Consider the following 20,619-nt stretch of genomic DNA (forward strand, 5'->3'; position numbering starts at 1 on the left):
CACAGATCAAGATTTGGCGGAATTTTTACCTCAGGAATGGTCCGCATGCGCGATACCCTCGTTTATGATGAGGGTATCGCGCACCGTATGCGCCCGATGACTGAGAGTAATGCTGATGTCCCCACCCTGGCACAGTCTGCTGGAAACAACACAACTGGAAGCGCAACTGCAGGCATGGCAAACAGCCAACCCCAATCAGCAGCTGCTCGCCCTGCTGGCCGAATCCGACAGTGACAAGCTGCAACAACTGCAAACCAGTTGCCTGCACCTGGGCATAGCGCTGGCTGGCGGCATTTTCCCCAGACTGTTGGGCGAGCAAGGCTTTCTGAACAACGGTGCCTGGTTGCTTCCCCACGCAGATGCCTGCAAGCCGGCGCTGCTGCGCGTCAATCCGGAGCATGGCGTTGCCAGCACCGCCCGGCAGATGGCAACGCGAGTGGAACAGATGCTGCAGCACTGGCCAGCCAAACAAGGCAAGCCGACGCTGTTCATGATTTTTGACGGCATGCTGCCAGACATAGCCTCCATTCTGGACGAGCTCTACCTGCAACTGGCCGATCAGGTATTTTATGGCGGCGTCAATGCAGGCAGCGAAAGCTTCCAGCCCATAGACTGCCTGTTCGATCAATACCAGACCCTGGGTCATGGCGTACTGTGCCTGCTGCTTCCCGGAAGCACCAACCCGGTGCTCAATCATGGCTACCCCATGCCGGCACAGTGCATGACCGCCACGGCAACTGCCAGCAACCGCATTTTCCAGATCGACTGGAAACCCGCATTCACTGCCTATCAGGACATCGTAAAACAACAGTTTGGCGCGGAGCTGACGCGGGATAATTTCTACTCATTCGGCGTGCACTTTCCGCTGGGCATCATGCTGGCCAACCAGCAGGTGCTGATCCGCATTCCGGTGGCACTGGAAGATGACGGCTCGGTGTTCTGCGTGGGCGAAGTGCCGGAAAACGCCATGCTGATCATGCTGCAGGCACCGCAATCGCCTGGCACACAATGCGTAGACAACCTGCTCGGTACCTTGCGGCAACGCCATGGTGACATCAGCAATCAGCCGCTGCTTACCTTTTACTGCGCGGGCCGTAACATGCACTTTGGCCCGGCTGCCCTGGCGGAAATCCGCTTGCTGCAAGCCAACAGCCAGGCTCTACCCTTGCTTGGCGCACTGACGCTGGGCGAAATCGGTAGTCTGCAGGAGTGGGGCTACCCGCTGTTTCACAACGCCAGCATCATCTGCAGCCTGTGGAAGCAGTCATGAACCGCGACCAGCTGCTTGCCGTGCTCTACGACCTGTCACTCACCATCGGACGTGAAGTGACCGTGGACAGCCTGCTGACCAAAGTCCTGCAACGGTTGCTGTTTCATACCGGCTGCCCGGTCGGGTTGGTAATCAGTCATGCTGACGGCCCGGATGCCAGCAGCGGACAACTACTGAAAGTCATTGGCGACCATCACTTGCAACAACAGGCCGGGCAAGACATCGCCCTGCCGCCCGGGCTGCTGGGACGCAATATACACGCAGCCTGCGACCCAGCCCTGCTCGCCATACTTACCGGCCAGTCACGCTATCAGTACGGCTTGCGCCTGCCGCTGGAACAGCACTACACCATCCTGCTGCTGGCACCGGAGGCCATGTTGCAGCACTTGCCGCTGGAACATGTCTTTCCGCCCATCCTGTCCAATCTGGCCCGCGCCATCAAACTTTGCCAGGACAGCGAACAACTGGCCGAGGCCCTGCAGCGCGAGCGCAATCAGGCCAAGGCAGAACTCGACCGGGCGCAGCGCTTCAGCACCGCCCTGCTCAATGCCATGCCGATTGCTGTGTTCTACAAGGACGCCACTGGCCGCTATCTGGGCTGCAATCCGGCATTCACCCGCACGGTGGGCATGCAGGCCGAAGAAATCATTGGCAAGACCCCGGCTGAGGTATGGCCGGCAGAACTGGCCAGCATGTTTACCCAGAATGATGGCGAACTGATTTCCAGCCGCCAGCCCTTGCTGTTTGAATATGTCATCCGCAGCAAGCAGGGGCAGCTGATGGATGTCGTTTACGCAAAAGACCTGTTCTACAACGAAGACAACAGCATCGGCGGCATCATCGGGGCCTTCATCGACATCAGCGCGCGCAAGTCGGCCGAAGAGTCCTTGCGCCAGTCACTGATCCAGGCCATCAGCGCACTGTCCGCGGCCATGGTGCATCGCGACCTGAGCACCGCAGGCCATGAGGTCCGCGTCAGTGACCTGGCCGTTGCCATTGGCCGCAAACTGCAACTGGACGAACACCAACTGGAAGGTCTGGGGCTGGCTGCCATGGTGCATGACATCGGCCAGATCCAGATTCCGTCGGAAATCCTCACCCGCCCGCGCCGCCTGAATCATGAAGAATTCGAACTGGTGAAAATGCATGCCGAAGCCAGTCATGAGATTCTCAAGGACATTCATTTCCCCTGGCCGATTGCCGACATTGCCTGGCAGCACCACGAAAACATGGATGGCAGCGGCTACCCGCGCGGGCTATCAGGCAACGACATCCTGCTGGAAGCGCGCATCATCCACGTAGCAGACAGCATGGAAGCCATGCTGTCACACCGCCCCTTCCGTCGACAGCTGGGGCTTGAGCAGGCATTGACACAACTTAAACAGTATCGCGGCAGCGTTTACGATAGCCAGGTAGTGGATGCCTGCCTCGCGCTCTTTACCGAGCACGGCTACGAATTGCCGGACAGCAAAAGAAAAAACTGAGCATGGATGCACCCGTCACATCACTACCCCACTCTGCCTACACCCTGCAGGCCGTCATCCGTCAATTGCCCGACCGGGTCATCATCAAGGACTTGAATTCCACTTTCATCACCTGCAATCAGCGCTTTGCCGATGACCTGGGCATTGCCATCGAATCGGTTGCCGGCAAGACCGACTACGATTTCTTCCCGGCCGAGCTGGCCGCCTGCTATCAGGCAGATGACCGCAAGGTCATGCTCAGTGGCAAGGCCATCCGCGTGGAAGAGCCCTATATGCTGGACGGCCAGCCGCACTGGCTGGAAACCAGTAAGTCACCCATTTTCGATGCAGCAGGCCAGTGCATAGGGCTGACTGCCATCTTCAAGGACATCACCCAGCAAAAGCAGGACCATGATGAAATGCAGCGCCGTGCCTGGGCGCTGCAGGCAAACAGCCGTACCAATCAGGCCCTGGTACAGGCCAGCGAAGAGCAGGAGCTGCTGCAGGCCGTATGCGATGCCATCGTGGCAGACCAGCGCTACCCGCTGGCCTTGATCTGCGGCCTGAACAATGTGCGGCAAAGCCGGCTGCAGATACTATCTTCAGCCGGTAATGCCAGGGCATACGCCAGCCAGCTGGAAATCAACTGGGATGAACATACGGCAGAAGGACAAGGCCCGATTGCCCGCTGCATCCGTCTGGGCAGCACCATCTCACTGAGTCAGCTGCAAAAGAGTCATGATTTCCAGCCATGGAAGGACGCAGCCCGGTCCTTTGGCCTGCAGGCCATCGTGGCCATTCCGCTGATAGCCGGGCCAGACCTGATCGGCGCACTGGCGGTGTATGCCGGCGAAACCCACTCCTTCAGCCCCGTCGAAGTGCAGGTGTTCGAGGAACTCACCCGCAATGTCCAGTTTGGCATTCAGTCACGCCGCACTCGCGTGGCCTACCAGCAATCGCTGCAGGAACAAGCCAGCCAGGCACAGCTACTGGAGAATGCGCTGGAAAATGCGCTGGCTGCCATTGCCTCGGTACTGGAACAGCGCGACCCCTACACCGCCGGCCATCAGAAGCACGTGGCCGAACTGGCTGTGCTGATCGGCCAGGAAATGGGATTGCCGCAACAGCGCCTGCGCGGTCTGTATCTGAGTGGCGTGGTACATGATCTGGGCAAGATCGAGGTGCCAGCGGAAATCCTCAGCAAGCCCAGCCGCTTGCATCCGGTGGAATTTGCCCTGGTCAAGCGCCACCCCGAGGTGGGTTACAACATCCTGAAGAACATCGACTTCCCCTGGCCCATTGCCGACATCATCCGCCAGCACCACGAATACCTGGATGGTTCCGGCTATCCGCTGGGCCTGTCTGGCGAAGCCATTTTGCTGGAATCGCGTATTCTCACCGTAGCCGATATTGTCGAGTCCATGTCATCTGACCGACCCTACCGCGCGGCACTGGGCATCAACCAGGCCATTGCCCAGATTCAGCTGATGCGTGACCGGCAGCTGGATCCCGCGGTGGTGGATGCCTGCATCAGGATACTGGAACAAGGCATGTTCACACCGCACCTGCTGACAGTTGAGGCGCAGGCTTAGTCCTTGCCCGCGCCAGCCCGGCACCTGGCTACTTGAAGGCGGGAACCACCTGCAGTTGCTGCCGCACATCGCCAGCCCAGCCCTTGCTGCCATACAGATTGAGGCGTGCAATCGACTTGGTTTGCCTGAGCTTGTCAAAGTTGAACTGCCGCAGATCCAGCCATACCGGACTCAGGGATGAAACAGACTGAAAGCTGTAGCGCAGGTTCCTGAGATCAGCGGTAGTGGTCCAGTAGGTGCCCACGCCGCGGTTTTCTGCCGGATAGCGCGAATAAGGCTCATAAGCTTTTTCCACGGCCAGGTCTAGCGGGTCTGCCATCAGGCCGACAGGCATGGCCACACTGTGCATGATGGACGCCAAAAAACCACGTGCCTCTTCGACATTGTCCGCGCGCGGCAGTGACTTGAGCAGCCAGTTGGCCCGCACCAGCCGGGCATCAGCCTGCCAGCCGGTGGGAATGGTATCGGAATTGGCCGCCGCGTATTTCTTCTCCTCCTTGAGCATGGTGTCGTAGTCCGGAGGATTGGTCAGCACCGTAAATTGCCGGCCATGGTGAATCACCGTCTCTCCCTTGACGATCTCGATGATGGCGGAATCACCCGAGGCATCTTCAATGGCGATGTGCTTGGTATCCGAAGCATAGTCGATGGGCAGGCGCTTGGGATCCAGCCGCACCGCACGGATGGCGGCGACCGCTTCGGCTACCGTGGCGTGGTTATCCAGGATGAAGCTAAGCCAATGGCTGCTTTCCAGCACCGGCTTGGCCGGCTTGCCTGGCTGGGGCTGCTCGGCCCCGCCGGTAAAGTACAGGGTATGTGCCGCCAGGCCTTTTTCGTTCATGCCATCCATGGGGAAGACATTGTCAGCGTAGATGGCTACGCTGCCATAACGTGCCGTCCAGCGCACCGCCTGCCCGGCATTATCCCCACTGGCACCAACACGGCTGACACCACGCGGACTGACTACCAGCGAGGGGCTGACCGGCCCGAAAAAATCCAGGTTGCGAGAACTGAGCAGATAGCCGGGCTGGGTATTCCACAGCACACGGGTACATGCCTCGGCAGATGACAGCAAGGAAAGCGTCAGATAACTGGCCAGAACGGCTTTTGCAATACCTTTTGACATGAAGACTCCCGGATGAGATGCGTATCGCTCAGGAAAACAAGCGCGGCGATACAGGTCGTCAGTCTAGGGATTCGGCTTGCCGCCCGACAATCTCATCCCGTCCGGTTTGCTTGCTGGAAAATTCGTTTTGGCCACAGGTCAATTCAGCCTGAAGGGTTGCGGCACTCTGCAGCCAGCATTCATGCGGACTGGCGAAAAAAGTCACCCACCTTGCTGGCACTTACCTTCTGCAACTGGCAAAGCTGCTGATGGCTCAAGCTGCGCGCTCCATGCTTGCGGCTGGCCGTTTCCAGCAGGTACTGCAGCAGATGGGCCGCCATGCGTGCATCGGCCAGTGCGCGGTGAGCACGACCAGCATCCGGTAGCCCGGCCCAGCGGGTGAGCGTACCCAGCTTGTGATCCGGTGCCTGTGGCAACAGGCGGCGTGCCAGTAGCAGGGTGCAGGCAAAGTCCTGCTGGCGTTGCCGGCCCAGCAGGCTCAGTTCGTGATCCCAGAACTTGCGGTCGAAAGCAGCGTTATGCGCCACCAGCGGGATATTGCCGACAAAGTCAGCCACCTCCCGCATCACGGTAGCGGCCGGCGGTGCAGTGCGCAGCATGGCATTGCTGATACCGGTCAGGCGCTCTATTTCTGCCGGCACACGCACGCCGGCATTCATCAGGCTCTGGTAGCTGTCCAGTTCACGCCCGTCCTGCCATAGCACCACCGCCACTTCGGTCACCCGGCTACCCACGGCTGGCGACAGCCCGCTGGTTTCAAAGTCCAGCACCGCATAACAAGGTGCGGCGCGACTCAATTCAGCGCCGCCTTGGCTGCCTCTTCCGGGCTCAGGCCGTCAAAGAACATATCGGTAAACCACTCGGCATTTTCCTCAATCTGCTGTTGGGCCTCATCCGGCTTGGCACCGGCGGCAACAAACAGGGCTTCCACTTCGGCACACCACTGCAACAGGGCGATGGTATCCGGATCGAGTTCGTCTTCCTTACGCTTGGACATGGTTTTGTTTCCGCTAAATGTTTAACTGGCGGCATTGTACACGCCCAAAGCGGCTTGCAAGCCACACAGTGACGGATATTGCTAGAATCAGCGCCTGATCAACCTGAAGGACTGTCCGATGCAAAAGCTAGTTGCCGTCGATCTGGCCAAAAGCTATCGCCTGCTCAACCACGGCCCTACCGTGCTGGTTTCCTCCGCCCATGACGGCCAGCAAAACGTAATGGCCGCCGCCTGGGCGATGCCGCTGGATTTCGACCCGCCCAAGGTGCTGGTGGTGGTGGACAAGGCCACGCATACCCGTGAATTGATGGAGGCTTCCGGTGAGTTTGTGCTGAATGTCCCCTGCCGCGCGCAGGCCGAACAGGTGCTCCGGGCCGGCAGCTGCAGCGGAAAGGAAGTGGACAAGTTTGCCGCTTGCGACTTGACGGCACTGCCGGGCGAGGCTGTAAACGCACCGCATGTCGCCGACTGTATTGCTTATCTGGAATGCCGCATCATCAGCGAGCCGCACAACCAGCAGCACTACGACCTGTTCATCGGCGAAGTGCTGGCCGCCAAGGCGGACGCGGATGTCTGGCACGACGGCCATTGGCAGTTTGATGGCCACGATGCCAAACGCAGCCTGCACTATATTGCCGGCGGCAGCTTTTTCAGTATTGGCGAACAGTTTTCCGTGTCCGCCACACCGCCTCAGTAAAGGCTGCCGACCTTAACGCACCGCGGTGACAAAAGCGTCGAAAGCAGCAACCAACCGGTCCACATCAGCCGCCGTGGTTTGTGGGCAAATCAGCAGCATATTGTGGAATGGCGTGATCAACAGGCCGCGGTTGAGCAGGAACAGATGAATGATGTGCTCCATGTCACTGTCCAGAATCGCATCTGCCTCACTGCCATTGCGCGGCGGCGTGGCGGTGAACTGGAACTCGGTACGCGCCCCCACCTGGGTGACGCACCACGGCAGCTGGTGCAGGGCAATCACCGTGCGCAGGCCATCAGCCAGCCGCTCCGCCAGGGCAAACATGTGGGCATAGGCCTGCTCGGTCATCACCTCGGCCAGATTGGCGCGCATCGCCGCCATGGCCAGCATATTGGCTGTCAGGGTGGTACCGATGCCGCTGTGACCAGGCACCGCTTCGCGCTTGGCCTGCTGGGCGCGCTTGGCCATTTCTGAGGAAAATCCGTACACCGCACACGGCACGCCGCCGCCCATGGGCTTGCCCAGCACCATCATGTCCGGTTCCAGACCATGGGCGCGGGTATAGCCGCCCATGCCGGTGCTGATGGTATGGGTTTCATCCATGATCAGCAGCGTGCCATAACGGCGGCATAGCGCCTGCGCCGCCTCCCAGAAGCCCGGCTCCGGCAGCACCATGCCGATATTGGTCATGGCAGGTTCGGCCAGCAGGCAGGCCACCTGTCCGTCTTGCAATGCCGCTTCCAGCGCGGCCAGATCGTTGAATTCCACCACACGGGTGTACTGGGTAAGGTCGTACACCTGCCCCAGCAGGCTGGCACGCTGTACCGGCTTGCCATCCAGCAGATCGACAAACACATCGTCAATGGTGCCGTGGTAGCAGCCATTGAATACCAATAACTGCTGACGACCGGTGGCGGCCCGCGCCCAGCGCAGGGCGAAGCGGTTGGCATCGGTGGCGGTCATGGCAAACTGCCAGTACGGCAAGCCAAAGCGCCGCGCCAGCTCTTCGGCCACCCAGACAGCATCTTCGGACGGCAGCATGGTAGTCAGCCCGCGCTGCGCCTGCTCGGCCAGCGCTCTGGCCACCGGGGCCGGACCGTGGCCGAACATGGCACCGGTGTCGCCCAGGCAAAAGTCGACATACAGATTGCCATCCACATCTTCAAAACTGGCACCCTGTGCCTGCTTCACATACAGGGTGAAGGGGGTGGACCAGTCATCCATCCAGTGCAGCGGCACGCCAAACAGCAGGTGCTGGTCGGCACGGGCCGACAGTTGCTGTGATTGCGGACGCACCGCGATAAAGCGCTCGCGCTCGGCGGCCTGCAGTTGCAGTGCCTTGTCCCAGTTGATGCCGTGACGTGTGCTCATCCATTTCTCCTTGATCTTGTTCTGTGCGGACATGAGCCCGCAGCATGTCATACGTGCAATTGCAGGTGTTCGCGTTCCCAGGCGGTAATGCCGCGATTGAAGGTTTCGAACTCCTTTTCCTTCACCGCGCAAAAAGCCTGCACAAACTGTTCACCCAGAATCTCGGCCAGCTCGGGGCTGTCCTGCATCAGCACCACCGCGTCTTCCAGACTGCGTGGCAGCTCGAAATCCAGGTCGTAGGCACTGTCGGCCATCGGCTCGCTGGGACTCAAACCTTGCACCATGCCCAGATAGCCGCAGGCCAGCGTGGCCGCCATGGCCAGATAGGGGTTCACATCCACCCCCGGCACCCGGTTTTCCAGTCGGCGCGCATTAGGGCCGGAAGGCGGAATGCGGATGCCGCAGGTGCGGTTGTCATAACCCCAGCGCACATTGATGGGTGCGGCGGCATGGCGGCTGAGCCGGCGATAGGAATTGACGTAAGGTGCCAGCATCGGCATCACCAGCGGCAGGTATTTCTGCATGCCGCCAATATGGTGGAAGAACAAGGGTGTTGCGCTGCCATCCGCTGCGGAAAAGATGTTCTGACCATCTGCAGTACTGACAATGCTTTGATGGATATGCATGGCACTGCCGGGTTCGTCTTCCATCGGCTTGGCCATAAAGGTGGCAAAGATATTGTGACGGTAGGCGGTTTCGCGCACAGCGCGCTTGAACAGGAAAACCTGATCGGCCAGCTCCAGTGCATTGCCATGGGCGAAATTGATTTCCATCTGGCAGGCACCCACTTCATGGATCAGCGTTTCCACATTCAGCCGGGCTTGCTGGCAGAATGTGGATAGCTCCTGAAAGAAAGGGTCGAAATCGTTGACGGCGTCAATGGAAAAGGACTGCCGCCCTACTTCGGAACGGCCAGCACGACCAGTGGGCGGACGCAAGGGCTCGTGCGGATTACTGTTTTGACGGATCAGGTAAAACTCCATTTCCGGCGCCACCACCGGCTGCCAGCCGCGTGCCGCGTACAGGGCCAGCACCTTGCGCAGTACCGCTCGCGGTGAAATTCCCACCGGCTGGCTGTCGAAATCCTCGCAATCATGTATCACCACCGCTACCGGCTCGATGGCCCACGGCACCAGCCGGATGGAAGATGCGTCCGGCACACACACCATGTCAGGATCATTGGCCCCGACAAAACGTTCAAACTCGGCAAACTCACCGTTCACGGTAATGGTGAGTACCGCCTTGGACATCTTCATGCTCTCTTCTGCCAGGAACAGATCCTTGGGCACGATCTTGCCACGTGCCACACCGGTCATGTCCGGAATGACGCATTCCACCTCGTGAATGTTGTGCTCGCGAATGAATTGCTGCAAATGCTCATGCATGATTTCTCCTTTATGATCAAAAATGCAAAAAAGCCAGCATTCCAACACCGCACCAACCCGAATGAATTAAAATGCAAATACCGGAACAAAAGCTGGTATCAATCATAGTAATCACAAAAATTGATGTCAATTTATGATCAAATAAATCCGCAAAAGTGAAGCATCACAGCAATACCCCTGCTATGGTATCCTTGTGGCAAACTCAAATACCGACGACTCGCCTACAATGAAGACTCCCGCCTCCTCTACCTTACAGGACGAAACCTACACCACCTTGCGCCAATGGCTGTCGCTGGGCCGCTGGCTGCCGGGTGAACGTCTCAAGATCAAACAGCTGGCCCAGGACATGCAGGTAGGGGAAATGCCGGTGCGCACGGCACTGCAACGTCTGGTGGCAGAGAAGGCGCTGGCCAATATTCCCAATTGCGGCGTCACCGTTCCGCAACTAAGCCGCACCCAGTTTGACGACATCCTGCAAACGCGCATGCTGCTGGAGGGCGAAGCCGCCGAAAAAGGGGCACGCAATCTGAGCAGCACCGACCTCAAGTTGCTGGAAGAGCTGACCGCCACCATGGACGAAGCCATCCGCAATCACGATGTCAAAGGCTATCTGACAGCAAACGAAGACTTCCACGTCACGCTGTACCGCGCCTCCGGCTCTGCCATGCTGCTGTCGCTGATTGAAAGCGTATGGCTGCACGTCGGCCCCATTTCCAACCAGCTGCACCAGGACCCGCACGTGTGGAGCATCATGAACGACTGCCACGAAGACATGATGCGTGCCCTGCACCGCAAGGATCCGTCAGCCGTCCGTCGCGCCATCGAGCGCGACCTGTTCAATGCCGGCCAGTACCTGAAAACGCTGTGCAACTGAGCCGCACGCTGGCAGCATGAAAAAAACCGGGCCGAGGCCCGGTTTTTTTCTGGTCAACAGCAGCAAAACGCTACACCCCATATCCGGCCATGAATATCTCCACGCCCCTGGCCACGCGCTCTTGCAACAGTTTCAGATCGTCCTCGCTCACCACACCAATCAGGAAAGTCTGCTGATATTCCGCCTGGATCAGGGACAACACATGCATGGCAGCAATCCAGCCATCCGCCCGGCGCAGGCGACCGGCCTGCATTTCCGCCTCCAGATAAACCGCCACCTTGTTCCAGCCCTGACGCGGGCCCGCTTCATAAAACTGCTGGGCTGCGCCAGCACGCACCAGCTCACCAGCGATGATGCCGCGCATGGCCATCAAGTCCGGCCCCAGAATGACCTGCAGGTAGTTTTCGCCGAATGCCTGCAAAGCCGCCGCAATATCCCCGCCCGGCACCAGCCGTGCATAGGCTTGTGACATGCGTTCTTCGGCCAGCATTTTCATCACGCTCAGGAACAACTCCTCCTTGGACTTGAAATAACCGTACAAAGTGGCCTTGGAGCCCCCCACCCGGCTGCAGATTTCTGCCATGGAGGTCGCTTCATAACCACGCTGCAGGAATAACTCCGCAGCCGTTGCCACCATTGCCTGACGGCGTTCTTCACTTTTTGTTCGCATTTTTGCTCCAAACTGTACCGAACTGTACGGTTTTTCTTGACGGCATCATCGCCGCACATTATAACCGTACCGTACAGTATAGTTAAAGGCCCTGTCAAAATAATGGATACCCAATCAAGCATGCACCCACGGCGCACTCTGCTACAACTGACCCTGCTAGGCAGCCTGCTGCTGGCCGGTTGTGCCAGCGTGCCGGACCTGGGCCCCACGCCCCGCAGCAAGACCATGCAGGACATGGCCAGTCAGCAAACCCTGCAAGCCAGCTCGGCTGACTGGATGAACAGCAACTGGTGGCAAAGCTATCAGGACGGCCAGCTCAACGACATCATGCAGGAAGCGTTAAGCCAGTCACCGGACCTGGCAGCCGCCCAGGCCCGTCTGGCCAAAGCTGCAGGTCAGGCGGAGCAGACTGGCGCCAGCAATCTGCCCAGCCTCGACCTGAATACCTCTGTCACCAAGATGAAGCAAAGCTATAACAACGGCTTTCCGGCCGCCTTTGTTCCGCACGGTTACAACAACTCTGCCAGCGTAGAGCTGAACTTCAGCTACGAGTTCGACTTCTGGGGCAAGAACCGCTCCGCCATTGCCGCAGCCAGTTCGGAACTGGCCGCAGCGCAGGCCGAGGCAGCCCAAAGCCGCCTGACCCTGACCAGTGCCATTGCCGCCGCCTATGCCGAACTGGCCCGCCTGTATGCCGAACAGGATGCCGCCGAACAGGCCCTGAGCGTGCGCCAGCATAGCGCCCAGCTGCTGCAACAACGCTTTGACAATGGCCTGGAAACCATGGGCAGCCTGCGTCAGGCCCAGTCCCGCGAAGCCACCGCCAGCGCCGACCTCAGCGCCGCACGTCAGGCCATTGCCCAGCAAAAGCTCAGCATTGCCGCACTGATGGGTGCCGGACCGGACCGGGGCCTGAACCTGCGTCGCCCAGCTGCCAGCCTGCTGCACCCGCAAGGCTTGCCCGCCACCTTGCAGGCGGACTTGCTGGGCCGTCGCCCGGACCTGGCCGCCGCCAGACTGCGTGCCGAAGCCGCCGCCAGCCGCATCAATGTCGCCCGCGCAGCGTTTTACCCCAATGTGAATCTGTCTGCCTATCTGGGGGTGCAGTCGCTGGGGCTGAGCTACCTGACCAAGAACGGTTCTGACATCGGCGGGGTCGGCCCGGCCATTTCGCTGCCGATTTTCCGTGGTGGCGCCCTGCAAGGCAACTACCGTGTTGCCCGCGCCGAATACGATGCCGCCGTAGCCAGCTACAACCAGACCCTTACCCAGGCCCTGCATGAGGTGGCCGATGTCATGGCCCAGCAACAGGAACTGGGGCCCCAGCTGGAACAGCGCCGCCTGGCACTGAAAACCGCCGAGGAGTCCTACCAGGTGATGCAGAACCGCTATCAGGGCGGTCTGGCCAGCTATCTGGACGTGCTGAATGCCGAAGACAACGTGATTGCCAGTCGTCGCAGCAGCACCAGCCTGGAAACCCGGCTGTTCCTGCTGGATGTCAACCTGATCAAAGCCCTGGGCGGCGGCTATCAGCAAGCCTGAGCCCCTGTCGAATACAACAATTGCAGAGAACCATCATGAGCGAAAATATCCAAGCCCTTCCCGCCTCCGATGCCCCGCACAGCGACAGCCTGCGCCTGGCGAAGCGCAAGAAACTGTTTACCCTGCTTGGCGCAGTCGTCGGCGTTGCCGCCATTGGTGCCGGCACATACTGGACCCTGGTGGCCTCCCACCATGTCAGCACTGACAATGCCTATGTCGCCGTTGAAATGGCGCAGATCACCCCGGAAGTCAGCGGCACCGTGCGTGAAGTGCTGGCCGTGGACACCCAGCAGGTAAAACGCGGCGACATCCTGGTGAAGCTGGACGACAAGGATGCAGCCCTCAATCTGGCGCAGGCCGAAGCCGAACTGGCGCGCGCCGAGCGTCGCGTGCAGGGCTATCTGGCCAGCGACGAAGGCTTGCAGGCCCAAGTGCAGGCCCGCATTGCCGACCAGGCGCGCAGCAATGCCCAGCTGGTTTCTGCCCGTGCCGACCTGCAACGCGCCGAACTGGACCTCAAGCGCCGTCAGGCGCTGGCCAAGAGCGGTTCGGTATCCGGCGAAGAGCTGAGCAATGCGCAGAACATGTTCAGCACCGCCAGCGCCAACCTGACCGCAGCCGAAGCCGCCGCCAAACAGGCCGAAGCCAATGCCCGCGCCGCGCAAGGCTCGCTCAAGGCCAACCAGACCCTCACCGTCAACACCACGGTGGACACCAACCCGGAAGTGGCCCTGGCCCGCGCCAAGCGTGACCAGGCGCGACTGGACCTGGCCCGCACCATCATCCGCGCGCCGGTGGACGGCGTGGTGGCCAAGCGCCAGGCACAAGTCGGCCAGCGCGTGCAGGCCGGCAGCCAGCTGCTGTCGGTGGTGCCGCTGCAGCAAGCGCACGTGGATGCCAACTTCAAGGAAGTGCAGCTGGACAAGGTGCGTATCGGCCAGCCGGCCACGCTGACCGCCGACCTGTACGGCAGCCGCATCAGCTACCACGGCAAGGTGGCCGGCCTGGCTGGCGGCTCTGGCGCGGCCTTTGCCACCATCCCGGCGCAGAACGCCACCGGCAACTGGATCAAGGTGGTACAGCGCCTGCCGGTACGCATTGCACTGGACCCGGCCGAACTGCGCGCCCATCCCTTGCAAGTGGGCCTGTCGATGGAAGTGACCATCGATACCGCCAGCGAGTAAGCCATCATGACTGACAGCTCCGTTACTGCTTCACCCAAGCCACTGGAAGGCGGCACCCTGTGGCTGGCCGCCCTGGTGCTGGCCGCCGCCAACTTTGTCGCCGTGCTGGACACCACCATTGCCAATGTGTCGGTGCCCAATATCGCCGGCGGCCTGGCGGTATCTTCCAGTCAGGGGACTTACGTCATTACGTCTTATGCGGTGGCCGAGGCCATTACCGTGCCGCTCACCGGCTGGCTGGCTGCGCGGCTGGGCACGGTGCGGCTGTTCATCGGCTCCATGGTGCTGTTCGGCCTGTTTTCCTTGCTGTGCGGCATGGCCGGCTCGCTGGAAACGCTGGTGCTGTTCCGCGTGCTGCAAGGCCTGGCCGGCGGCCCGCTGATGCCGATGTCGCAAACCCTGCTGCTGCGGATTTTCCCCAAGGAAAAAACCGGCGCAGCCATTGGCCTATGGAGCATGACCACGCTGATTGCGCCCATCATGGGGCCGATTCTGGGCGGCGTGTTGTGTGACCAGGTGAGCTGGCCGTGGATTTTCTGGATCAACGTCCCCATCACCATGCTGTGCGGCTATGCCGGCTGGCAATTGCTGAAAAGCCAGGAAAGCCTGCGCGAGAACATCCGTGTGGATGCCGTTGGCCTTGGCCTGCTGGTGGTGTGGGTGGCGGCGCTGCAAATCATGCTGGATGAAGGCAAGAACCTGGACTGGTTCAATTCCGCCGAGATCATCGCGCTGGCAGTGACCGCTGCCATCGGCTTTGCTGCCTTCCTGATCTGGGAATTGACCGAGAAAAACCCGGTGGTGAACCTGCGGGTATTCCGTCACCGCGGCTACTGGGCCAGCGTGCTTACCATTTCACTGGCCTTCGGTTCCTTTTTTGGCGCAACGGTGCTTACCCCGCAATGGCTGCAAAGCTATATGGGCTACACCGCCACCGAAGCAGGCCATGCCACGGCGATGAGCGGCATTCTGGCCGTGCTGGTAGCCCCGCTGGTGGCGCAGCTGTCCACCCGTGTAGACCCGCGCCCGCTGGTATTCATGGGGGTGATGTGGCTGGGTGGCGTCACCCTGTATCGCAGCTTCTCCACCACCGACATGGGCTTCTGGCAGGTGGCCTTACCCTTGTTGTTCCAGGGCGTGGGCATGCCCTTCTTCTTTGTGCCGCTCACTGGCCTGGCCATGGCCAGCGTGGAGCCGGAGGAAATGGCCTCGGCGGCAGGCTTGATGAGCTTCATGCGCACGCTGTCCGGGGCTTTTGCCACCTCGCTGGTGACTACCGCCTGGGAAGACAAGGCCAGCTACAACCATGCCGACCTGGTAGGCAGCATCGACCCCGGTGGCGACACCCTGCGCACCCTGCAGGGTAGCGGCATGAGCCTGGATGCAGCCAGCAACCAGCTCAACCAGCTGTTGCAGTCGCAAAGCATCATGCTGTCCACCAACCAGATTTTCTGGCTGACCGGCCTGTCCTTTGTGGTGGCCGCCTGCGCCATCTGGCTGGCACCCCGTCCCAGCCGCGTGGCGGATACCAGTCAGGCACACTGAACAGTTCTACACGCAGCAAAAAGCCCGGTGCATGCACCGGGCTTTTTCATTCCATATTTTGCCAAGAGTGGCTTACCACATTCCTGCTGCAAGCTCGCCCTTACTGCACGCCGATATCACCACCCAAGGCCTGATACAGCGTCACCTGATTCACCAGCCGGTTATAACGGTTTTCCAGCAGGCTTACCTCGGCGGTACGGCGCGTTTCTTGCGCATCCAGCCAGTCTTTCAGCGGAGCTGCACCCGCCTGATAACGCAGCTGGTACAGCTTTTCCGCCCGCGCCGCCAGCACGGCGGCCTGGGTCAGCCGTTCGCCCTGCTGCCGGTACTGCTGGCGGGCGGACAAGGCATTGTCCACGTCAGCCAGTGCCGAATACAAAGTCTGGCGGAAGTTCACCACCGCCAGCTGGTAGTCAGCCTCGCTGATGCTGTTGTTCAGCTTCATCTGCCGCCACTGCAGGAAAGGCAGGGTGATGCCGCTGCCCAGTGTGGCCAGCGGATTGCTCAGCACCTGCGCCAGCCGGGCGCTGCTGCTGCCCAGGCTGCCGGTCAGGGAAAAATCGGGATAGTACGATGCACGGGTGGCATCGCCAGTTGCCAGTGTTTCGCGCAAGCGCAATTCGGCGGCGCGCAAATCTGGCCGACGGCCCAGCAGCACCACCGGCAGACCGGCAGGCACGTCCGGCAGATTGGCCGCCGGCAGGCTGGCGCGCAAGGCGATATCACCCTTGGGCGGGCCATCCAGTAATATCGCCAGGGCGTTCTGTGTTTCGGCCAGTTGCTGCTGATAGTCGTGCAGGCTGGCTTGCTGGCTGGCCAGGCTTTGCCGCACGGTCAGCACATCCAGCTCGGCCGCGGCACCGGCCTGCTGCTTGGCCAGCACCAGCCGCAGCGCCTGTTGCTGGTAATCGATGCTGGCCTGCCCCAGCGCCAGCCGCTGGCGTAGCCAGGCCTGTTTCCAGTACAGCTTGATGGTGCTGCCGATCAGGCTGAGCCGGCTGCTTTGCATGTCCTGTACCGTGGCACGCGCCTCCCAGGCCTTGGCATCGCTCTGGTGTGCCAGCTTGCCCCACAAGTCCAGTTCATAGCTGACCGACAAGCTGGCCGAATGGCTCTGGCTGCTGATGGCATCGCCACCTACACGCCGGCTGGCCGTGCTGGACAGGCTGAAAGACGGCGTAGGTGCCAGATCGGTATCCGCCAGATCCGCCTTCAGCATGGCCTGACGTACCTTGATGGCGGCGGCGGCCAGATCGTTATTGCGTTCCAGCACCTGTTTGATCAGGGCATCCAGTTCGGCATCGCCAAACTGCTGCCACCACGCCTGATCGGCCGGCATGGACACTCCGACGGCCTTGTCCTGGCTGGTCGCCTGCCATTGCGTTGGCAGATTGACTGACGGGGTGTGATAAGGCGTGCCGCTGAGGCTGCTGCAGCCGGCCAGCAGGATGGAAAAACTTGCTTTCATTGCATTCTCATTCGCATGGCGCTCATTCGCGGGACAGCGCCACTACCGGGTCCAGCCGCGCCGCATTGCGTGCCGGCAGGTAGCCAAACAACACCCCCACCAGGGTGGAGCAGGCAAAGGCCGCCACAATGGAGGTGAGCGAGTAAACCATATTGAAGCTGGCCAAGCGGGCCACCAGCACCCCCAGGCCCAGCGACAAGGCCACGCCCAGCGCGCCGCCCAGCAGGCACACCAGCACGGCTTCAATCAAAAACTGCTGCATGATGTCGCGCTGCCGCGCGCCCACCGCCATGCACACGCCAATTTCGCGGGTACGTTCGCTCACCGATACCAGCATGATGTTCATCACGCCGATACCGCCCACCACCAGCGAAATCACCGCAATCATCGACACCAGCAGCGTCATGGTGGCGGTGGTGCTGGCAATGGTCTGGCGGATGCTGTCGGTGTTCATCACAAAGAAATCCTGCGTGCCGTGCCGACGTGTCATCAAGGCCACCAGGCTCTGTTCGGCAGCATCGGTGGATACGTTATCGCTTACCCGCACCGTGACGGCTTTCAGGTAATCCTGCCCCAGCATGCGGTACATCACCGTGCTGTAGGGCAGCCATAGATTGAGGTTTTCGTCGGTGCCGAAGGCGCTTTTCTGGGTTTGCGTCACCGCCACCACCCGGCAGGGCAGCTTGCCCAGCAGGATGACTTTGCCGATGGGGTCGTCGCCGTCGGCAAACAGGGCCTTGCGGCTGTTTTCGTCAATCACCACCTGCTGCGCCTGCTGACTGACGGCGCTGGCATCAAAGGCACGCCCTTGCGCCATGGATACGCCGCGCACGCGGAAATACTGCTCACCCACACCCTTCACCTGCGCAGTGACCGCCACATTGCGGTAGCGCAGGGTCACGCTGTCGCTGACTTCCGGGGTGACGCTATCGACAAAGGGCTGCTCGGCCAGCACCGCGGCATCGCGCGGGGTCAGCGTGTGGATGGCATCGGCCTTGCGGTCGCCAAAATGCTTGCCGGGATAAATATTGATGGTATTGGTGCCCAGCGAGCTGATATCGCTGAGAATGCGCTGGCTAGAGCCGGTACCCAGCGCCACCACCGATACCACCGAGGCAATGCCGATGATGATGCCCAGCATGGTCAGCGCCGAGCGCAGCCGGTGTGCCATCAGCGCCCGCCAAGCCATGCCGAATGCCTCGGTAAAGTGCTCGCGCAGCATGCGCCAGCCGGTAGCCGCTGGCTGATCGACAGCCTGGGCCTGCACCGCTGGCGGCGTGACGGATTCACGACGGGTATCGGCCACCAGCCTGCCGTCACCGATCTCGATGATGCGGTCGGCATGCTCGGCCACCTTGCTGTCGTGCGTCACCAGAATGATGGTGTGGCCCTCGGCATGCAGCTCGCGCAGAATGGCCATCACCTGCTGGCCGCTGGCACTGTCCAGTGCGCCGGTAGGTTCGTCGGCCAGAATCACCTTGCCGCCGTTCATCAGCGCACGGGCAATACTCACCCGCTGCTGCTGACCACCGGACAACTGGCCCGGCTTGTGGCCGGCACGGTCGGCCAGGCCCAGTCGTGCCAGCAGGCTGGCGGCCCGCACAATACGCTCTTGTGCCGGGCTGCCGGCATACACCGCTGGCAGCTCGACGTTTTGCAGGGCATTGAGTTCGCCCAGCAGGTGATAGCGCTGGAAAATGAAGCCGAAATGCTCACGGCGCAGCTGCGCCAGTTGATCCGGTGACATGTCTGCCACCGGTTGACCGGCCACGCGGTAGCTGCCGCGTGTGGGCGCATCCAGACAGCCCAGAATATTCATCAGCGTGGATTTGCCAGAGCCGGAGGCACCCATGATGGCCACCATTTCACCGGTCTGAATCTGCAGATGGATATCGTCCAGCACCGTGACCGTGTCTTCGCCGGAGGCAAAGTCACGACACACGCCGGATAGTGCCAGCAAGGGAATGCTCATCGCTTACATCCCCATCGGCGGCGGGCCGTTATGACCACCACTACTGCTGCTGGCCGTGGCACTGGCTTCGCCCAGCACCACCTGTTCGCCAGCGCGCAGGCCGGACAACACCTGGGCATGCACATTATTGTTCAGGCCGATCTTCACCTGGCGCGGCTGGATCTTGCCGTCCGCCTGCAACACCCGCACCGCGTAGCAGCCATCCTTGCCCGCCACACCCAGTGCATTGGCCGGAATGGCCAGTACGCCCTTCACCTGGCTGAGCACCACGGTAACCTGTGCCGTCATATTGATACGTAGCTTGTGCTGCGGATTGGGTACGTCGAACAGGCCGTAATAATAAATGGCGGTGGACGAAGAACTGCTGGAGGTAGAACTGGTAGAGGTGCTGCTGGTACTGGTGCTGTCGCTGGAGTCGCTATAGGACTGCGGCGCGGGATCAATGGAGCGCAGGCTGGCCTGATAGCGGCGATCCGGCTCGCCCAGGATGGTGAAGTACACCGGCAGACCGGGCTTGACCTTGACCACATCACCCTCGGATATTTCTGCTTTTACCGTCACCGTGTCCAGTTGCGCCAGTTTGACGATGGTGGGGGTGGACTGGCTGGCATTCACCGTCTGGCCCTCTTCCACCGGCAAGGCCACCACCACCCCGTCAATCGGGGCCAGGATGCGGGTATAGCCCAGATTGAGTTGGGCGGTTTTCAGGCTGATGCGGGCCTGCTGCAACTGCGCCTGCAATTGCTGGGCGTCGGCATCGGCACCATCCAGCGCAGCCTTGGCGCTGTCATAGCTTTCCTGCGAAGTGGCCTGCTGACCCAGCATCTGCTGCTGGCGGGCAAAATCCTGCTTGGCCTTCAGCAAGGCCGCCAGCTTGGATTTGAGCTGGGATTGATAGCTGCTGACCGATGCCTGGGCATCTTCCAGCGAATTTTCCTGGGTGCGCGGGTCGATTTCCGCCAGCACATCGCCCTTCTTCACGCTCTGCCCCAATACCACCTTGAGCGACTTCACCTGGCCGGACACCTGGGCACCCACACTGACTTCGCGCAGGGCCTTGATGGTGCCGGTGGCCAGCACGGTATCTTCCAGATTCATCGGGCTGACGGTGGCGGTCAGATAGTGACTGGCTGGCGGACGTGGATACAGCAGATATACGGCAACGGCCAGCAGCAATACGGCAGCCACCATCAGGCTGCGGCGGTGCAGGGAAATAAAGCGGGGCATGAAGGTGCAGGGACTGTTTCTGTTTTAATGCTGAAGTATTGCGGTTTGCCCCGGCTGTCGCGGTTAATGCCATGTAAATTAGTGTCAATAATTGTAATCACACCAACTGCCCGTATCAGGAAACTTCCGGCAACTGTTTTGGCAAAACCCGCACTACAGGGTAAAGTATGCCGCACTCATGCCAGCCGCTTCCTGCTACGAGATGGCATGACCTACCAACACCACATCGCATACAG

General features: G+C 60.7%; 17 protein-coding genes. 8 read left to right on the top strand and 9 right to left on the bottom strand.

The genetic code is table 11. The annotated features are described in order from the left end of the window. The first annotated feature begins 115 nt into the window (after positions 1-115). The 3 genes from QVF59_RS07100 to QVF59_RS07110 are packed head-to-tail and all read left to right on the top strand — an operon-like array spanning position 116 to position 4,325. A complete protein-coding gene (locus QVF59_RS07100; RefSeq protein WP_287878369.1) occupies positions 116-1,270 on the top strand; it encodes an FIST signal transduction protein in 1,155 nt (384 codons plus the stop codon). Beyond that, complete coding sequence (locus QVF59_RS07105; RefSeq protein WP_287878371.1) at positions 1,267-2,754, top strand: HD domain-containing phosphohydrolase; 1,488 nt, start codon at positions 1,267-1,269, stop codon at positions 2,752-2,754. Before QVF59_RS07100 ends, QVF59_RS07105 begins: the two co-directional genes overlap by 4 nt. Positions 2,755-2,756: 2 nt before the next feature. Beyond that, on the top strand, positions 2,757-4,325 hold the full coding sequence (locus QVF59_RS07110) for an HD domain-containing phosphohydrolase (protein WP_287878373.1): 1,569 nt from the start codon (positions 2,757-2,759) through the stop codon (positions 4,323-4,325). Between the two features lie 28 nt (positions 4,326-4,353). On the opposite strand, the gene QVF59_RS07115 is transcribed toward QVF59_RS07110, so the two are convergent. The 3 genes from QVF59_RS07115 to QVF59_RS07125 form a co-directional block, all read right to left on the bottom strand. Then, entirely contained in the window at positions 4,354-5,451 is a 1,098-nt protein-coding gene (locus tag QVF59_RS07115; protein ID WP_159876604.1) for a linear amide C-N hydrolase, read from the bottom strand. 179 nt (positions 5,452-5,630) lie between these two features. Beyond that, on the bottom strand, positions 5,631-6,248 hold the full coding sequence (locus QVF59_RS07120) for a 3'-5' exonuclease (protein WP_287878375.1): 618 nt from the start codon (positions 6,246-6,248) through the stop codon (positions 5,631-5,633). After that, a complete protein-coding gene (locus QVF59_RS07125; RefSeq protein WP_045844807.1) occupies positions 6,245-6,448 on the bottom strand; it encodes a hypothetical protein in 204 nt (67 codons plus the stop codon). The genes QVF59_RS07120 and QVF59_RS07125 overlap by 4 nt, the downstream gene beginning before the upstream one ends. 118 nt (positions 6,449-6,566) lie before the next feature. Between QVF59_RS07125 and QVF59_RS07130 the strand changes: the two genes are divergently transcribed. Continuing rightward, a complete protein-coding gene (locus QVF59_RS07130) occupies positions 6,567-7,145 on the top strand; it encodes a flavin reductase family protein (RefSeq protein WP_287878379.1) in 579 nt (192 codons plus the stop codon). A 12-nt stretch (positions 7,146-7,157) separates the two neighbouring features. Here the strand turns inward: QVF59_RS07130 and QVF59_RS07135 are convergent, their stop codons facing one another. Together QVF59_RS07135 and QVF59_RS07140 are read right to left on the bottom strand one after the other, a co-directional pair. Beyond that, positions 7,158-8,516, bottom strand: a complete 1,359-nt coding sequence (locus QVF59_RS07135; RefSeq protein WP_287878381.1) for an aspartate aminotransferase family protein — start codon at positions 8,514-8,516, stop codon at positions 7,158-7,160. A gap of 47 nt (positions 8,517-8,563) precedes the next feature. After that, positions 8,564-9,901 carry a glutamine synthetase family protein gene (locus QVF59_RS07140; RefSeq protein ID WP_287878383.1) on the bottom strand — a complete coding sequence of 446 codons (1,338 nt, stop codon included), beginning with the start codon at positions 9,899-9,901 and terminating at the stop codon, positions 8,564-8,566. A gap of 226 nt (positions 9,902-10,127) precedes the next feature. Here QVF59_RS07140 and QVF59_RS07145 point away from each other — a divergent pair, with 226 nt between their 5' ends. Beyond that, positions 10,128-10,775 carry a GntR family transcriptional regulator gene (locus QVF59_RS07145; RefSeq protein ID WP_159876593.1) on the top strand — a complete coding sequence of 216 codons (648 nt, stop codon included), beginning with the start codon at positions 10,128-10,130 and terminating at the stop codon, positions 10,773-10,775. Between the two features lie 70 nt (positions 10,776-10,845). On the opposite strand, the gene QVF59_RS07150 is transcribed toward QVF59_RS07145, so the two are convergent. Beyond that, positions 10,846-11,445 (bottom strand): TetR/AcrR family transcriptional regulator, encoded by a 600-nt coding sequence (locus QVF59_RS07150; RefSeq protein ID WP_287878386.1) that lies wholly within the window; start codon positions 11,443-11,445, stop codon positions 10,846-10,848. A 120-nt stretch (positions 11,446-11,565) separates the two neighbouring features. On the opposite strand from QVF59_RS07150, the gene QVF59_RS07155 reads away from it, so the two are divergent. Genes QVF59_RS07155 through QVF59_RS07165 form a run of 3 tightly spaced genes read left to right on the top strand, consistent with a single transcriptional unit; the run spans position 11,566 to position 15,716 of the window. Beyond that, on the top strand, positions 11,566-12,987 hold the full coding sequence (locus QVF59_RS07155) for an efflux transporter outer membrane subunit (protein ID WP_287878389.1): 1,422 nt from the start codon (positions 11,566-11,568) through the stop codon (positions 12,985-12,987). 35 nt (positions 12,988-13,022) lie between these two features. Beyond that, positions 13,023-14,171 (top strand): HlyD family secretion protein, encoded by a 1,149-nt coding sequence (locus QVF59_RS07160; RefSeq protein WP_287878392.1) that lies wholly within the window; start codon positions 13,023-13,025, stop codon positions 14,169-14,171. Positions 14,172-14,177: 6 nt separating this feature from the next. Beyond that, the gene (locus QVF59_RS07165; protein ID WP_287878394.1) at positions 14,178-15,716 is read left to right on the top strand and encodes a DHA2 family efflux MFS transporter permease subunit; all 1,539 of its coding nucleotides are present in this window, start codon (positions 14,178-14,180) and stop codon (positions 15,714-15,716) included. A gap of 100 nt (positions 15,717-15,816) precedes the next feature. Here QVF59_RS07165 and QVF59_RS07170 read toward each other — a convergent pair whose 3' ends face one another. The 3 genes from QVF59_RS07170 to QVF59_RS07180 are packed head-to-tail and all read right to left on the bottom strand — an operon-like array spanning position 15,817 to position 20,383. Further along, entirely contained in the window at positions 15,817-17,184 is a 1,368-nt protein-coding gene (locus QVF59_RS07170; RefSeq protein WP_287878396.1) for an efflux transporter outer membrane subunit, read from the bottom strand. A 22-nt stretch (positions 17,185-17,206) separates the two neighbouring features. Next, complete coding sequence (locus QVF59_RS07175; protein WP_502866798.1) at positions 17,207-19,150, bottom strand: MacB family efflux pump subunit; 1,944 nt, start codon at positions 19,148-19,150, stop codon at positions 17,207-17,209. Positions 19,151-19,159: 9 nt separating this feature from the next. Continuing rightward, on the bottom strand, positions 19,160-20,383 hold the full coding sequence (locus tag QVF59_RS07180) for an efflux RND transporter periplasmic adaptor subunit (RefSeq protein WP_287878400.1): 1,224 nt from the start codon (positions 20,381-20,383) through the stop codon (positions 19,160-19,162). Between the last annotated feature and the right edge of the window lie 236 nt (positions 20,384-20,619).

It is taken from the genome of Aquitalea sp., assembly GCF_030150775.1.
GTDB classification, from domain to species: Bacteria; Pseudomonadota; Gammaproteobacteria; order Burkholderiales; family Chromobacteriaceae; genus Aquitalea; species Aquitalea denitrificans.

Bases quoted from the DNA above. Each gene is read 5' to 3' on its own strand.
- QVF59_RS07180 (WP_287878400.1), bottom strand. From the start codon at position 20,383: ATGCCCCGCTTTATTTCCCTGCACCGCCGCAGCCTGATGGTGGCTGCC.
- QVF59_RS07140 (WP_287878383.1), bottom strand. From the start codon at position 9,901: ATGCATGAGCATTTGCAGCAATTCATTCGCGAGCACAACATTCACGAG.
- QVF59_RS07165 (WP_287878394.1), top strand. From the start codon at position 14,178: ATGACTGACAGCTCCGTTACTGCTTCACCCAAGCCACTGGAAGGCGGC.
- QVF59_RS07115 (WP_159876604.1), bottom strand. From the start codon at position 5,451: ATGTCAAAAGGTATTGCAAAAGCCGTTCTGGCCAGTTATCTGACGCTT.
- QVF59_RS07160 (WP_287878392.1), top strand. From the start codon at position 13,023: ATGAGCGAAAATATCCAAGCCCTTCCCGCCTCCGATGCCCCGCACAGC.
- QVF59_RS07100 (WP_287878369.1), top strand. From the start codon at position 116: ATGTCCCCACCCTGGCACAGTCTGCTGGAAACAACACAACTGGAAGCG.
- QVF59_RS07110 (WP_287878373.1), top strand. From the start codon at position 2,757: ATGGATGCACCCGTCACATCACTACCCCACTCTGCCTACACCCTGCAG.
- QVF59_RS07150 (WP_287878386.1), bottom strand. From the start codon at position 11,445: ATGCGAACAAAAAGTGAAGAACGCCGTCAGGCAATGGTGGCAACGGCT.
- QVF59_RS07125 (WP_045844807.1), bottom strand. From the start codon at position 6,448: ATGTCCAAGCGTAAGGAAGACGAACTCGATCCGGATACCATCGCCCTG.
- QVF59_RS07170 (WP_287878396.1), bottom strand. From the start codon at position 17,184: ATGAAAGCAAGTTTTTCCATCCTGCTGGCCGGCTGCAGCAGCCTCAGC.
- QVF59_RS07105 (WP_287878371.1), top strand. From the start codon at position 1,267: ATGAACCGCGACCAGCTGCTTGCCGTGCTCTACGACCTGTCACTCACC.
- QVF59_RS07145 (WP_159876593.1), top strand. From the start codon at position 10,128: ATGAAGACTCCCGCCTCCTCTACCTTACAGGACGAAACCTACACCACC.
- QVF59_RS07130 (WP_287878379.1), top strand. From the start codon at position 6,567: ATGCAAAAGCTAGTTGCCGTCGATCTGGCCAAAAGCTATCGCCTGCTC.
- QVF59_RS07155 (WP_287878389.1), top strand. From the start codon at position 11,566: ATGCACCCACGGCGCACTCTGCTACAACTGACCCTGCTAGGCAGCCTG.
- QVF59_RS07135 (WP_287878381.1), bottom strand. From the start codon at position 8,516: ATGAGCACACGTCACGGCATCAACTGGGACAAGGCACTGCAACTGCAG.